At 36.4% G+C, this 14649-nt stretch carries 15 protein-coding genes; 4 read left to right on the top strand and 11 right to left on the bottom strand.

The window, feature by feature from the left end; translation table 11 throughout:
• Nucleotides 1-2 precede the first annotated feature (2 nt).
• The 6 genes from JMM81_RS07365 to JMM81_RS07340 form a co-directional block, all read right to left on the bottom strand.
• Nucleotides 3-2255: a dynamin family protein gene (locus JMM81_RS07365; RefSeq protein ID WP_256240913.1), complete on the bottom strand. Its 2253-nt coding sequence runs from the start codon at nucleotides 2253-2255 to the stop codon at nucleotides 3-5.
• 16 nt (nucleotides 2256-2271) lie between these two features.
• A complete protein-coding gene (locus JMM81_RS07360) occupies nucleotides 2272-4329 on the bottom strand; it encodes a dynamin family protein (RefSeq protein WP_256240912.1) in 2058 nt (685 codons plus the stop codon).
• Nucleotides 4330-4885: 556 nt separating this feature from the next.
• Nucleotides 4886-6343: a DUF4153 domain-containing protein gene (locus tag JMM81_RS07355; RefSeq protein ID WP_256240911.1), complete on the bottom strand. Its 1458-nt coding sequence runs from the start codon at nucleotides 6341-6343 to the stop codon at nucleotides 4886-4888.
• Between the two features lie 70 nt (nucleotides 6344-6413).
• Complete coding sequence (locus tag JMM81_RS07350) at nucleotides 6414-7052, bottom strand: DUF1700 domain-containing protein (RefSeq protein ID WP_256240910.1); 639 nt, start codon at nucleotides 7050-7052, stop codon at nucleotides 6414-6416.
• The gene (locus JMM81_RS07345) at nucleotides 7033-7380 is read right to left on the bottom strand and encodes a PadR family transcriptional regulator (RefSeq protein ID WP_256240909.1); all 348 of its coding nucleotides are present in this window, start codon (nucleotides 7378-7380) and stop codon (nucleotides 7033-7035) included. Before JMM81_RS07345 ends, JMM81_RS07350 begins: the two co-directional genes overlap by 20 nt.
• Nucleotides 7381-7384: 4 nt before the next feature.
• A complete protein-coding gene (locus JMM81_RS07340; RefSeq protein WP_256240908.1) occupies nucleotides 7385-7744 on the bottom strand; it encodes a DnaD domain-containing protein in 360 nt (119 codons plus the stop codon).
• 188 nt (nucleotides 7745-7932) lie between these two features.
• Here JMM81_RS07340 and JMM81_RS07335 point away from each other — a divergent pair, with 188 nt between their 5' ends.
• Both JMM81_RS07335 and JMM81_RS07330 read left to right on the top strand, forming a co-directional pair.
• Nucleotides 7933-8850, top strand: coding sequence for a DMT family transporter (locus JMM81_RS07335; protein WP_256240907.1), 918 nt, complete (start codon nucleotides 7933-7935; stop codon nucleotides 8848-8850).
• Between the two features lie 201 nt (nucleotides 8851-9051).
• Entirely contained in the window at nucleotides 9052-9234 is a 183-nt protein-coding gene (locus JMM81_RS07330; protein WP_256240906.1) for a hypothetical protein, read from the top strand.
• A gap of 16 nt (nucleotides 9235-9250) precedes the next feature.
• Here the strand turns inward: JMM81_RS07330 and JMM81_RS07325 are convergent, their stop codons facing one another.
• The gene (locus tag JMM81_RS07325; RefSeq protein ID WP_256240905.1) at nucleotides 9251-9478 is read right to left on the bottom strand and encodes a hypothetical protein; all 228 of its coding nucleotides are present in this window, start codon (nucleotides 9476-9478) and stop codon (nucleotides 9251-9253) included.
• A gap of 175 nt (nucleotides 9479-9653) precedes the next feature.
• Between JMM81_RS07325 and JMM81_RS07320 the strand changes: the two genes are divergently transcribed.
• On the top strand, nucleotides 9654-9827 hold the full coding sequence (locus JMM81_RS07320) for a histidine kinase dimerization/phospho-acceptor domain-containing protein (RefSeq protein ID WP_309143481.1): 174 nt from the start codon (nucleotides 9654-9656) through the stop codon (nucleotides 9825-9827).
• 158 nt (nucleotides 9828-9985) lie between these two features.
• Here JMM81_RS07320 and JMM81_RS07315 read toward each other — a convergent pair whose 3' ends face one another.
• Genes JMM81_RS07315 through JMM81_RS07300 form a run of 4 tightly spaced genes read right to left on the bottom strand, consistent with a single transcriptional unit; the run spans nucleotide 9986 to nucleotide 13422 of the window.
• Nucleotides 9986-10282 (bottom strand): ferredoxin family protein, encoded by a 297-nt coding sequence (locus JMM81_RS07315; RefSeq protein WP_256240904.1) that lies wholly within the window; start codon nucleotides 10280-10282, stop codon nucleotides 9986-9988.
• Nucleotides 10282-11577, bottom strand: coding sequence for an FAD-dependent oxidoreductase (locus JMM81_RS07310; RefSeq protein ID WP_256240903.1), 1296 nt, complete (start codon nucleotides 11575-11577; stop codon nucleotides 10282-10284). Before JMM81_RS07310 ends, JMM81_RS07315 begins: the two co-directional genes overlap by 1 nt.
• A complete protein-coding gene (locus JMM81_RS07305; RefSeq protein WP_256240902.1) occupies nucleotides 11561-12595 on the bottom strand; it encodes an electron transfer flavoprotein subunit alpha/FixB family protein in 1035 nt (344 codons plus the stop codon). The genes JMM81_RS07310 and JMM81_RS07305 overlap by 17 nt, the downstream gene beginning before the upstream one ends.
• The gene (locus JMM81_RS07300; protein ID WP_256240901.1) at nucleotides 12595-13422 is read right to left on the bottom strand and encodes an electron transfer flavoprotein subunit beta/FixA family protein; all 828 of its coding nucleotides are present in this window, start codon (nucleotides 13420-13422) and stop codon (nucleotides 12595-12597) included. Before JMM81_RS07300 ends, JMM81_RS07305 begins: the two co-directional genes overlap by 1 nt.
• A gap of 898 nt (nucleotides 13423-14320) precedes the next feature.
• Here JMM81_RS07300 and JMM81_RS07295 point away from each other — a divergent pair.
• Entirely contained in the window at nucleotides 14321-14497 is a 177-nt protein-coding gene (locus tag JMM81_RS07295) for a hypothetical protein (RefSeq protein WP_256240900.1), read from the top strand.
• Nucleotides 14498-14649 lie beyond the last annotated feature (152 nt).

The following is a 14649-nucleotide window of genomic DNA, read 5'->3' as shown; positions in this document are numbered from 1 at the left end:
GCTTAATAGCATTCCAATAAAAAGTTCGTAATGGATTCATTTTCTTTTCCGACTTTTGCATAAATCGTTTCTGCATTTACCCTATAACTTTCTTGCTTTTGCGCATTTTCATCCAGTAATTTCCCCTTAGACTCAAGGTCTTTTAACTTAACATTCAATTCAACATCTTTTTCTTGAATATAGCTTTCAATCCCTTGTTGCGCTAATTTCAATGCATCAAGACTTCTTAATAAGGAGCGATATTCACGACGAAGGCTTTCAAAAACATTTTCAATTTCACGAATTACTTTCTTCTGTTCTCTTTTCAGTTGTCGTTCTTCTAATTTCGTCCTTTCACGAAATCTCTCCAGTCTTTCTGCTTCTCTTCTTTTTTGAAGTTGTCGCTTTGCTTCATAATAATCCTGGAGTGAATCAAATTCTAAATCGTTAAGGGCTAGATTTCGATCAATTTGGCTTCTTTCAGCATAAAGGTTATTCTCTTCATTGATCGCTTTTTTCATTAATTCTCTTTTTTCTTTTATAAGCTTTTCATAGTCCTCATTTTTAACATCGACCATACCTTTTTTATCAAACCAAAACCTTCTTTCTTTGATTACACCATATTCTTTTTTTATAGCATCCGTACTTTGTAGCAACATGTCTACAAAGCTTTCTTCACGTTGATGACTATTTTTTATTAAATCCTGACGTCTTTTCAAACGATCTAATTGCTGTTCCTGCTCCTGTTTATCCTGCAATAATTTCCTTTGTTCTTCGAGAGCTACAGCTTCTTCAGCAAATTTCTCTTCCTTTATTTCAAAACTAGCCTGTGACTTGCTTGCGTTAATCTTTGTCGAAACTTTAATGTCTTTATCGGTTAACGTTTGAATATTATCTTTCGAATATTCTTCAATCGATAATTCAAAACCATCAATTTCCCTTCTCATTTTCATCTCTAATTGATTCGATAAATCTCTAATTCCTTGATCTACACGCTGCTGAAAATCTTTATTCAGTTGCAGCATGACATTAGATACTTCATCTTCTAAATCATCGATAAATTCAATTTCATTAATTTGGTCTACCATATGCTGCATCACGTGATCTTTCCGTGCATTAAAGGATTTTTCATGCTCGTATAAAACATCCTGAAATAAATTTTTCAAATTACGTTCTTGGTCTTGCAACTGTAATTTTCTTAGCTCAACTTCTTCTGTCAATCGTTCTTTTTCTTTCTTAAGTTCTTCTACACTAATTTCACCAGAAATCAATACTTCAATTTCATTAATTTTCGCCTCAAGTTGTTGGTAAAAATATTGCAATGCTTGATAGGGCGCGTGAATCAAGTCCTTTGTTTTTTCACCATTAAATAAATAATCCTCTAAGCGTTGTTCAAATTCCATAAACTGAGATGCCTCGATTAACTGCTCATTGGATAAATCATTCCAATGTTTGGTCTGAACATCTTCATCTCTAGCTTTCAAAGCTTGTAGTGCACTTATCGGGAACACTTTTGCCTGATCTGTAGAAATTGGTTGATATTCATTTTCTTTCAGCGCTGATTCTAACGCATGGATTACGTCTGAAATTTCATTCTCAGGTACACCATCCATTCGATTACCAACAAAGAAAATTCGTTCAATCGAATCCGACAAATCTTTTAAAAACATAAATTCTGAACGTTTTCCAGGTTGCTCCATATTAAATAAAAGAATACTAGCATTCGATTTCTTGATTTGATTCTTTGTAATTCTTTCATGTTCTGGGTGCAACGCTTGTAATCCTGGGGTGTCAACAATCACGACTCCCTCTTTTAAATAGGGAGAATCAACAAAAAGCTCAACATAGGAGATTTCCTCGACCACATTATGTTCTTTGCTCATTTCCGTCACATATTCTTCAAGTTGATCGAAAGAAGATTCTAATTTGTTACCATCAACAAAGGTAATTATAGCTTTCTCCTTTCCATCCCCTTGTTCAATGTGACGAATAAAATTGATCGTTGCTGTTGTTGGTGTGACTTTGCTTGGTAAAACATTTTTACGTAGCAGGGCATTGATAAACGTTGATTTTCCAGTTGAAAACTCTCCGACAACAACAATCTCAAAACGATTATTTTTCCAGTTAGACCATTGTGTATTCAATACTTTCTGTTCTTCGTCTATCACTAAATAATCAGCAAAACAGTCCTTAGCCTCTCTTGCAATAGTCAATGCTTGTTCAAAACTGCGCTCGACATTGACTGCTTGTTCATTCCATTGTTCACGTATATTCATATTGTTCCTTCCTTCACTATTTAATTAATTGAAGTTCTGTTTGTAAAGCTCCCTCAACAAAACGAATAAATTGCTTGCGGACATTATCGGTATGATGATTAAATTGCTCAATTGCATTTCTTTCTTGAACTTTCCACAATGCGACGATTTCATCCTCCACTTGCTTATAAAAGCTTTGTGCAACCTTCTTCTGATCTTCTATAGATTCGAATAATTCGTCAACTAATTTACTAGTTAATTCTTCTATTTCTGATGTTAAATGATTGAGATCCGACATGAGCTTTTTTTCATTCATTTTCAGCTCAGAAGATAAATTCTCAAAATCACTTAATCTATTATCAACCGTTTTTTTATAATCTTTTTGGACCCTTTGAAGTTCAGCTTTCCATTGCTTTTGTGGTGAATAATCATAACCAACCACTTCTTCCTTTTTCCACCAAAGTACTCCCTTCGTTTTTGTTTCTTTAATAGGGTCAGGCATGTTGCCAAAACCTTTCATTCTTCTATCATGACTCTCTTTAAGGGACTGTAATGATTCCGCATTTTCTTGCTCTGCCCTGACTTGTTTTATTTTGATTTGCTCGAGCTTTTGTTGTTTTTTAGAATAACTACCCTTAAGTTCTTTTCGATCTTGTTCATAATCAATGAATAGTTCTTTCTCATATTCAATGCTACGCTCATTCAACACCATCTGTTTAATCTGTTGCTTGAATGTTGGCCAGTTTAGCTGGATATTTTGCTTATTTGCTTCTAAATTGTCAATAAATAAGGCATCCTCTTCCTGAATAATCCTTTTCACATACTGGTGTAATAAGACAATCAACTTTTCAAATTCGTCGATTATCCCTTTATATCGATCATTCATTTTTTCGTTATGCTGAAGGTATTCTTTTTTTAAATTATCAATAGAAAAAGTCGTAACACGCATTTCTTGAATAATATTTTTCCGAAACCTGCGAAAGGATAGTGCAATTTCTTTTTTATATCCTTTATTATTCTTATCAATTTTCTCTTTCCATCGTTCTAAAAACTGTAAAATTCTTTTGTCACGGTAAACGAGCAAGTCAAAGCCATACTCTCTTACAAGATCATATTCGCGTTTCGTTAACAGCTGTAGCCGCTGAATGCGCAGCTCTCTCTGACGCTCTCTTTCATCATGTTCCTCTCGCTCTTCCTCTTCTGATTCCAAAATCGATGCTTCAAGCATTTCTAAATCATAGTGAATCGATTCTAGATCTGAAGCTAGATATTCTTGATTTCCCATATAGCTTATTAACGCCTGTTCTAGCTCTTGGATATTAGATTGTTCTAATAAAGAGTGGTTCCCTTGCTGTCTAGCCTGAAGCGCTTCCGTTGAGGAAACAGGGTGAATTTCCACCGATTCCAATCCGTCCATATTTTGAGCAAACTTATCCTGCACACTGTTTATAACAGATGTTAATTCTTCGTTCGTTAATCCATCAATATGAGTTGCCACGATAAAAACTTTTTTTCTGCGTTTCATTAAATCCATCAGTAAAGCTAAATCGGTCTGGTCCACACCTTTTTGTCCATTAAATAAATAGAGCACAGATGATGCTTTTTCAAGTTCTTTTTCTGTTACTGCAAATGCCGATTCAGTCAAAGAATTCGCCCCTGGCGTATCGACTAGAAGAAGCTCATGGTTGAGAAACTTTAGTGGCCAATAAACATCAACAGAAAGAAGCACCTCAGTTTCCGCGCTCCCCTGGAAAGTTGTATACTGATCTAAAATATCAATATCTTTAATAGAAAGTTCTTTCGTTTCGCCATTTTTGTAATGTAGTATAATTTTTCTTTGTTCTTCTGTAACACACTTGTGGATCCGAGTTGTAACTTTCGTTGATTCAATTCTTCTAGCAGCTAAAAGTTTTTCACCTAATAAAGCATTAAGAAGTTCCGACTTTCCAACACTAAACTGCCCCACAACGACGATACTGCTTTCGACATTATGGATTCTTTGTTGCAACAGTTGAATTTCCTCTCCAAAAAACAGATCATCACGATACTTGTCTAATAGCAAGGATATTCGTTCACTCAATTCGGATTTATTCATTGAATGTACCATCCTCATTCTTTCAATTTTTAAATACAAAGACCCATGTAAATTAAAACCCTTGCCGTTCTGTTTCCATATTGGAAACATGTTATTATTTACCCATATTTCCCTCTATAAAACAATTCTTTTCATGGGATTATTTTACCATACGGAAATAATATTTGTTAAAAAAAGCATTTTCCATATATGTTTATATCAAAATAAAAGAAGCATCCAATTGTAAACTAATTATTTCCACCAGCTTATACTTGACTGTTTCATACTGTACATCAGTTTATACGTGATATCCCTCTAAAAAATTGGATTCTTACACCAAATATCAACAGAAAATGATCCTAAAGAATCACAAGAAAAGGTTGTTCCAACAAAGGAAACGGAAGAAAACACGCAAAAAGATACGAGCTTAGTAAAGCTCGTATCTTTTTGTAAAAACTAAACAGTCTTATCCAAGTCTAGTAAATGTTGATACTGCCAAGTTCGTTCATTGGCAACAGCGATAGCATCAAAGTTAGTGCATATGCAACTGACTTAATCTCATAGCAGTTATCCCTTTTTATAAATCTAATACTCTCAACTTTTCATAAGCTTGGTCCCTTGCAACATTGTGTGACTGCCATGAGCTGCTTTTTAGATACGCGCTCTCTGCTTGACGCTGTTGCAGTAAATCTTTCAATCCCGGAACATTAGGTTCTTTTTCATAAAGCTCAATTAGCCCAAGGATCCCAGTGGATGATAGGCTGTTTAAATAGTGGATATCGATTTTTTCTGTTGCCTCAAAGCGGGCAATGTTACGATCAACCACGACCCTGTCGATATTTACGACATTGATGCCAGCATAATAAATAAGCGATGCAATGAAATAAAAATGGAACAAGGAAAGCTTCTCAAGCCAGATTTTAACAAGAGTATAAGCAAAGATAACCATCAAGAAAATCATGAAGGAATGCACCAGAATCCGTGTGAAAGTGAAGCCATACGCATCCTCATACAAGGTCATTCGCATGAAAGCTGATATAAGAAGAACTCCACTTGATAAGACTAGAACAGTCAAGGCCAATCGGATTGTTTGTTTCAAAACGCTTTGGATACCTTTCGTAAAATGAATCACAACGGTTGTTACAGTCAGGTTAATCAGGGTAACAAATAGTAATTCAAAAAAACCGCGGCGGGCATATTCCGCATAAGTATAGCCATCATCAAGCGTACCGCTAAAGAAGTACTTGAATTGGACGGCAACGAATAATACATATACCAAATCCAAGAGCAACAGCACGGTCAAGGTAATGATTCCATCCATTGTCATGGACTTAATTGTTCCTTTCTTCTGGACAACCTGAATATTTTTTTGCAAAAGAACCTGCATATATCCAAAGAAACAGAATGTATAAATGAGAATGATAACCAAACGAAGGATATCGTCTGCCCTAAAGCTTAGCAAATCAGGAAAAGTACTTATAAGCCTTTCAAATTGAGCATCAGCTTCAATCAACAAATTAAGGACGATAAACAAAAGTGGTACTGAGATCGCAAGGCCAATCAGAATCTTTTTCCAAATAACATAATGCTTTTCATTGCTACTTCGCTTTAATAATCCGGAAAGATATTTTGTAAAAATAGCACTATACCGAATTCCGCTGACAAAACGAAGTACGGTGTAGAAGAGAAAGAACAGATTATTCCACTGCATTTTTTTCGGTGACGTAATCAAGGCTAGATGAAAGATGACGAGTGCCGGGATGACAAGGATATTCAATGTATAAAAAAGTGTAGTGTCATACAAGTAATAGCCTGCTGCTAATAACCATATTGCGATCAAAATAAGATAGCCAAACCGCTGATGCGAGAATGAAAACGAGCGAAACCTCCAGAAAAACAGAGTATAAAAAACAGCGATAAAAGCTAAATAGGAGATCCCGATCCCATCCCTAAAGAACGCTTCTTCTGCACCAATCCCTACGAATAAGCACAACAGTAAAAAGATCCAATCCACCTTGTTTATTTTCAATTCCATTTTCCTTTCCTCCATATCATCTAGTTTTTCTTTGTATATAGAATCTCTATGTAGTTAGTCAAAAAAAAGCTCACACAGAAGCTTTTTTTCCCCAATTGTAGCTAATCAGGCAAATAGGGTATAAAAGAAGCGTGAATAGAATGCAGATTCCAATAAAGGTTTCTTGTAACAACGGATTAAACCATTCATGAGGAATAATCCGAAAAACGGTTAAAACCATCAGTGTTAAATTCGGTATTAATGCCCAGAAGAAAGTCCTTTTCATTAGCTTCTTCCCTTTATGTCCAAAGCCCTTGCCTATTTCATAGCCAAGCACTGCCCAAAAAAACATGTAAATCAGCGCAATGATGATTGGAAAGGAAGTCAGCTGAAACCATAAGTTCGTCATCCAGCTCCAATCAAGCAGATTATGTGCTAGAGTAAGAGCGACCCCCACGGCAAAAAAAAGAATGTTAACGGCGATAAAGAGCCATTTCATACTGCTAGGAGTAACGGAAAGCTCTTCTTTCCACATTGCGGCAATCTCTTCAGGCGTTCCGAACCTAGAATAGATTTGATCCCGTACCTTATCTGCATCCTCCAACTTGTAGAGACTTATAAGGAGTTCATCAAGATGAGCATCATATTCTGTTAATATGGACTCTCTCTCCTCATGATTTCCGAGAAGCTGTGCAAGCTCTGTTAAAAACTCATTCTTCAGCCGTTCCATGTTTTTTTCTCCCCATTAACTTGTTCATTACTGAAACAAAGTGGTTCCATTCACGGGTTTTTTCCAGAAGCATCTCTCTGCCTGCCTCTGTTATACGATAATACTTCCGAGCCGGCCCTTTTTCCTGTTCCTGCCAATAGCATTCAATATATTCTTGCTTTTCAAGTTTATGAAGTGCCGGATACAGTGTGCCTTCCTTGACAGAGAACTCATTACTGCTACGTTTCTCCAATTCTTTTACAAGCTCGTATCCATACATATCCCGCTCCTTTAACAGCTGAAGCAACAAAAGGGATGTACTTCCTTTTACCAATTCACGATTAAACATTTCTTCACCTACCTAGTATTTTTATGTATATAGAAATTCTATTACTATTCGGTTGAAATGTAAAGGAAATCCTTTTGGAATATCTCTTCCTTGAAACACTTGGCAGTTGGGATGAACAGACCGACTGCCTTGGACACGTTTCTTTTCGTGCTCCACTAAATCCTATACTTTGAATCCCTAAACTTGCCCCATTAGAGAGGATTTTCCACAAATAATTCAATCCAGGTTTTACCGCTTGTTTTACTCTTTCAATCGCTTCTAAAATGAGCGATTCTGACATTTGATCATCTTTCATATATGTATCAAGCATTTGAACATGGTTTACCCCTATCTCAAATCCAAAAGCCGATCTCCATGCCTCCATTTGCGAGAAATATAATCGATTCGCCTTTTTCCTTTAGTTCCTTACTATTTTCATTGACTTATAATCGAACGAAAGTCCCCTGTTCAAGATGAAAAATATGTCATTTGCTTTTAGTCAAGATTATATTCAAGAAACCAAAAATTTGGTAGTATATAGTCTGTGTAACTGAAAGGGGGAAGAGAAGATCAATGGATAACAAATTTGCATGGCTATTGATTGGTGTAGGGGCATCGTTATGGGGAATTATTGGCGTATTTGTTACATACCTTTATGAAATGGGCTTTTCACCGATACAGGTTGTGGCAATTCGTGCTTTATCCGCCACTTTCTTTTTAGTTTTTTATGTCCTTTTAAAAAATCGCCAACTTTTAAAGATTAAAGTATCCGATAGTAAATATTTTATCGGAACTGGAATTTTTAGTATTGTTTTATTTAATTGGTGTTTGTTTAGTGCAATTGAAGAAACGTCCATTTCCATTGCATCTATTCTTCTTTATACAGCACCTACATTTGTCACGATTTTATCAAGACTTATTTTCAAAGAATTACTCACTACACGAAAGGTTTTAGCCCTAATTATAACATTTATTGGTTGCTCATTTGTGATTGGCATCCTGCCGAATACAAATGAATCCATCTCCTTATATGGGTTCATTCTTGGACTTGGGTCAGGTCTTTTTTATGCATTTTACAGTATATTTGGAACATTCGCGCTTAGAAAGTATCACTCTTTAACAGTTACAGTCTATACGTTTTTGTTTGCAGCAATCGCTGTCACTCCTTTTAGTGGATTGTGGGTCGTGGCCCCTTTCTTTTCAAATATAAAAGTATGGATTTACATAATAGGTCTTGGCTTTCTCTCCACCATGCTACCGTTCATTTTTTACACAAAAGGATTAAATACAATCGAATCAAGTCGAGCTTCTATCATCGCTACAATCGAACCCGTAGTGGCATCCTTAGTCGGTTTCTTCGTTTTCCAAGAAACATTAAATGTATGGCAATACTTTGGAATATTAATGGTTATCGCATCAGTCATTATTGTTCAAGAAACAGCAAAAAAGACGAATAAAAAAACATGGAATTCTGATCGAGTATCCCTTTAAAAATTGAACTACCCCTCTTCCTCATTGAACTATATTCTGCTCATTCTTTGAGGAAGGGGTATTCTCATCTATTGAATGAGAACACCATCTGTATTAGTGAGCCTCTTCTCGTTGAATTAAAAAGTCAAACATTTCTCTTACGCCTTGGTCACTTACGTGGCGATGTAGTTCTTCATATACTTTCCTTGCACGTAATTATTAATGGTGACGATTGCTGGACATGCTGTCGATGCATTTGGTGCATCTACAAGTATAGCTGGTTTAGTTGCTAGTACTTTTATTATCGGCACACTTTTAGGGCGTTTAATCGTTTCACATAGAAAACAAGGCTGTCCTATTTTAAAACAGTCTTGTCTTTTTCTTTTATTAACAACAATAAAATAAGAACAAGTACATATGACTAGATTCTCTTTTTAACATCTTCTCTTATTGATTCAATCATATTATCAGATAAATTTGCTGGAAGAGACGTACCATCTTTAAACACCCAGGTATTCATGATCTCAAGGTCTGCTTTTTTAAAAGTAATGCTATATTCTTCATTTTGGTGAGTAAAGTCAGCTGTTACGTATTCTTCACCGTCAAATTCATCATCAATAATCATGTGATTGATTTCATATGGCTTCACGATTACTCTCCTCTTTTATCCGTCTTTTATAGATAGAGTTCACTTTATCTTTATCTTTATTCACTTTTTCAACCAACCTGCACAAATGATCAAAAGGAAAAGATCGTCTCACTATTTAAATAACGCTACCCGTTGAACACGAAAACAAACGTAAGCTCCCCTTCCATTCGTCCTAATCAGGATCATTCTTTATTTCCTAATTTATTCATTCTCACATGAAATTAGAAATGGTTTAACTGGTGCAAAAGGATTCATGCAGCTTTTAAAGGAAAGTGAAAGTGACTTCCAAAAGCAAAGATATATTGGAATTGCATTAGAAGAAATAGAAAGAATGGTACAATTACCGTAAATAGTCAAATAGGAAAAGGGACAACATTCACTATATATCTACCATGTTCATTTGAACATAGTGAGAATGCTGTAAGGAAGTTGTGATTTTAGGAAAGAGACGACTCTTATACTTCTTCTACTCGAGAAAAGTATAAGAACCGCCCCTCCTGTTGCCTATTAACCTAACCTGAAAACAATCCCGTGGCCACCCTTCGGATACTCCCATTTTATATTTTGATGTGGGCAGCCAATGCGGCAGCTCCCACACTCATGACAGCCTTCATACCCAACATGCATCCGTATGTCTTCCCATTTATAAATCTCTGCTGGACAAAAGATCGTACAAATTTTATCAGGGCATTTGGTTAGGCAAATATCCTCATCTTTTACATGAAGATGTGATTTTGTATCTGCGTTGAAGCGAACAAGATATTGCTTTTCTTCGATAGACTGACCCTTTTGCTGTTCACTCATTATTTCATCACCTTCCAAGCTCGATACATATCTTTCGCAAGTTTCATTTTTTCTTTAGCTGAACCTAGTTCACTCCATATTTTCTTTTGTTTCTGCCATTTGGACGTTCCATCAACGGTAAACATTTGACTGGCCGCTTTGTTCATCATGGGAATATATTCATCAAAATATTGTGGGAATTTATCAAAGTGATGGGTAGAATCCTTGTATTTTTTCATATCTTGACCGACAAACCCATTCATTAACTTAACACGATAATGGTCTAGCATACTTTCAGAAAAGTCTCCTGCTTCCTTCGCTAAAAGGACCGTCTCCGCTGCTAATCTTCCAGAAGTCATCGCCAAATTAGAGCCCTCTCGGTGAATCGCATTGACTAATTGCGAAGCATCCCCTATCACGATAACTCCGTTCCCGACAATTTTCCCCATTGATTTATAGCCTCCCTCAGGAATTAGGTGGGCTAAATATTCTTGTGACTCGCTCCCTTGAATATAGGGGCGGATCATCGGATGTTTTTTGACATATTCAAGTAATTCATAGGGCTTAATTTTATGTTTGATTAAGCCTGAAAGCAGGGTACCAACACCAATACTTAAGGAATCTTTATTCGTATAAAGAAACCCTGTACCTAGAATACCTTTTGTTGCATCACCAAACAATTCAATGGTGCACCCCTGATTTTCTTCTAAATTAAACCGGTCTTCAATGATTTTTTTATCAAGCTTTAGCACTTCCATTGTGGCTAAAGCTACTTCATCTGGTCTATATTCTTTATGAAAACCGAGTGATTGAGCCAAAAGAGAGTTTACACCATCGGCTAAAACGACAACATCTGCATAAACCTCACCTCCTGGACGGTCTGTTCTGACACCGACAATCTTTCCATTTTCTATAATACATTCTAAAACGACCGTTTCATTTACTAATATCGCGCCTTTTTCCACCGCCTTATCCGCAAACCATTGATCAAACTTTGCTCTTAACACAGTAAAGTTATTGTAAGGCTCTTGGCCCCACTCCATTCCTTTATAACCAAAGGTTACAGCAGACTCCTTATCCATCATCATAAATCTTTGTTCAACGATGGGACGCTCTAGGGGAGCCTCTTTGTAAAAATCTGGTACAATATCTTCCATCATTTTGCGATAAAGAACACCCCCCATCACATTTTTCGAACCTGGATATTCCCCCCTTTCAAGAAGTAGTACGTGTGCACCGCCTTTTGCTAGTTCATGTGCACAGGAAATCCCGGCTGGACCTGCCCCTACAACAATACAATCAAACTTCTCTGACATGACTTACCCCCTCTCTCTTTAAAGCACTTTTAAACTGTTCAATTAATAAAGGAACAATTTCAAAGGCATCCCCCACAATTCCATAATGACAGGCATCAAAAATGGGTGCTTCACTGTCTTTATTAATGGCTATGATTAAACTAGAATTCTTCATTCCTACTAAATGTTGAATCGCTCCAGAAATCCCAATGGCAAAATAAATTTTGGGTGTTACCGTCACACCTGTTTGACCTACTTGATGAGGATGGTCAATCCACCCTGCTTCCACCACGTCACGACTAGCACCAACGGCTCCACCAAGCACATCTGCTAATTGATGTATCAGCTGAAAGCCATCACTACTTTCTAATCCTTTCCCACCAGCTACAATGATATCTGCTTCATCAATCCGTACTTTCTTTGTCGTTTCTTGGACAATCTCCAATACTTTCGTACGGATATCTTCTTCTTTTAAGAAAATCGTCTCCTCCACAACTTTACCTGTTTTACCCGGTTGAGGGGTTAGCGCTTTCATCACTTTTGCACGCACCGTCGCCATTTGTGGTCGATACTTTTTACATAAAATCGTCGCCATAATATTCCCACCGAACGCTGGTCTGCTCGCTAATAATAAACCGGTCTCTTCGTCTACATCTAATTCCGTCGTATCTGCTGTTAATCCTGTCGGTAGATCTGTGGCAACCGCACTAGCTAAATCTTTTCCAGTGGATGTAGCTCCAAATAAGATAATTTCAGGTTTATATTTATTCGCGCATTGGAGAAGTGCCTTCATAAAAGATTCCGTTCGATAATATTTGAAAATAGGTTGATTATATACATAGATCGTATCTGCGCCATACTCAAACACGGTCTTTGCCAAGTACTTGATATTTTCTCCTATTAAAATACCAGCCAATTCAACTCCGCGTTTGTCTGCGAGTTTTCTTCCAGCTCCTAATAGTTCAAGAGATACTGGAGGAATGATTCCATCCTTTTCTTCAATAAATACCCAAATACCTTTATAATCTTGGAAATCCATTAAAATCCCCCCTTGACACGAAACAATTCTTTCTTTTCAAGTAAGACAGAAAGTAATTGTTCCACTTGTTCCTTTGGATCACCTTCCATCATTGTTCCTCCTTCTGGTTTAGGTGGGGCCCATACTTTGGAGACAATCGTTGGGGATCCCTTCAAACCAAGTTGCTTAATATCTACATCCTCTAAATCATCAACAGACCATATCTGTGGTTGATATTTTGCTGCTTTTAACATGTTTGGGAATGGAGAATAAGGTACTTCATTGATCGTTTTTTCAACTGAAAGTAAACAAGGTAGAGTGGATTGAATCACTTCATACCCGTCCTCTAACTTGCGATGGATAATCGCATATCCTTCGTCTTGATTGATTTCAACTACTTTATTCACCGAAGTAAGTGGTGGAATATCGAGCCGTCTCGCAATCCCAGGACCGACTTGTCCCGTATCTCCATCAATAGACATTTTCCCGCAAATGATCAGATCAACAGGCTTAATTTTTGAAATTTTATCCAGTGCTTTCGTAAGAGCGTAACTGGTTGCTAATGTGTCTGCTCCTGCAAACCGACGATCTGTGATCAAATACCCCTCATCAGCACCAATTTCAATACACTTTTTAATCGCTTTAACAGCAGGTGGTGGACCCATCGTTAAGACGGATACAGTCCCTCCATATCTTTTTCTTAGACGTACGGCCTCTTCTACAGCATGGGCATCATAAGGATTTAATATGGCAGGTGCTGTCCGACGATCCATTGTGTTTGTTTTTGGATTCATCTTAATAATTTTCGTGTCAGGTACTTGCTTAATACAAGCCACAATATGTAGCATGTAACCCCTCCTTATCATAAGAAAAACGCAAGGCGCCTCGCGCTAGAGCATTTTCTAACTAAAAAGGTTATTCTTGCTTATCTAGCTAGAAAATTTGTACCCCTTAGGTCACAAAGATGGATGTCGCTGTTTTATGATCTATTGAGAAAAACAAAGCATCTTTCTTTTAACCTTAAATGAAGACGCCTTCCGTTGTTACAAACTCCCTTTTAAGCCTGTTTACATTTACTATATTAAAGAAGTTGCACTTAAATTCGAATTTTCTGATAAATAGTTTTGTAATCATGAATAATAAAATATTAGGATAATGAAATAATAATAAGAGAGTTTTTAAAGAAGCTAAAAAACAAACCTCCTAGTCTAGATGCTTGCTTTTTTGATTTTTAATTATAATTCCGCTGTTACCTATAGTACCGTCAGTTCTATTGATACGATACACTCTATGTCTATTCATCTGTTCCAACAAAATTAATCGCAAAAAAACCCTTCCATTTATCTATGGAAGGATACAATAAAAATAATAAAATAAACCAACAATTTATCTTAACTTGATATTTATGGGAACTAACCCGAGATTTCAACTCTTGAACCTCAACTACAGTACAGAATATGATTAAAGTCTAATAGGAAGCATCTTTTAATTAATTCCAAATAAAAGATGCTTCCTAAATTAAACTACTTCCTTTTCTACCTTATCCTCATAAAACAGAGCAAAATCAGGATCGACTTCACCAATTACAATTCTTCCAATTTTAGTTAATAAGTTGCTTAACTTATTTACCACTATACACTAGCATAGACCCACAGCACCTTTTTATGCTTAAATGGTCCTAACTACAGTATATTTTTCCGACATCATCATAAGATAATGTTGAATACATCTATGGAGGGATCAATCATGTCAGATAAAATGCAAACTTATAACGGTTCTTATGAAGACAAAACGAAAATCTTTAAAAATATAAACCAATCGGCAACCAATTATGTTCAAAATGCCGTTGAAAATTATGCTGACTCAACTCAAGATGCAACACAAAACTTAGTCAATAACACCATAAAAAAACGCAGAAAATAAAATAATTCACAAAAGATACAATATGGAGCTGTCCCAAATACAAAGGTGTCAGACACCACAATATAATATCTAGTATCAATAGATTGAACATAATTCTAGATGAATGCAATTTTGCGGATGTCAAACACCTTATGGGACAGTCCCATCTATAA

The organism is Bacillus sp. V3B (genome assembly GCF_024494465.1).
Classification (GTDB): Bacteria; Bacillota; Bacilli; order Bacillales; family Cytobacillaceae; genus Bacillus_BD.
Note: the sequence above shows the minus strand (reverse complement) of the source record. Positions and strands in the feature narration are given on the sequence as shown.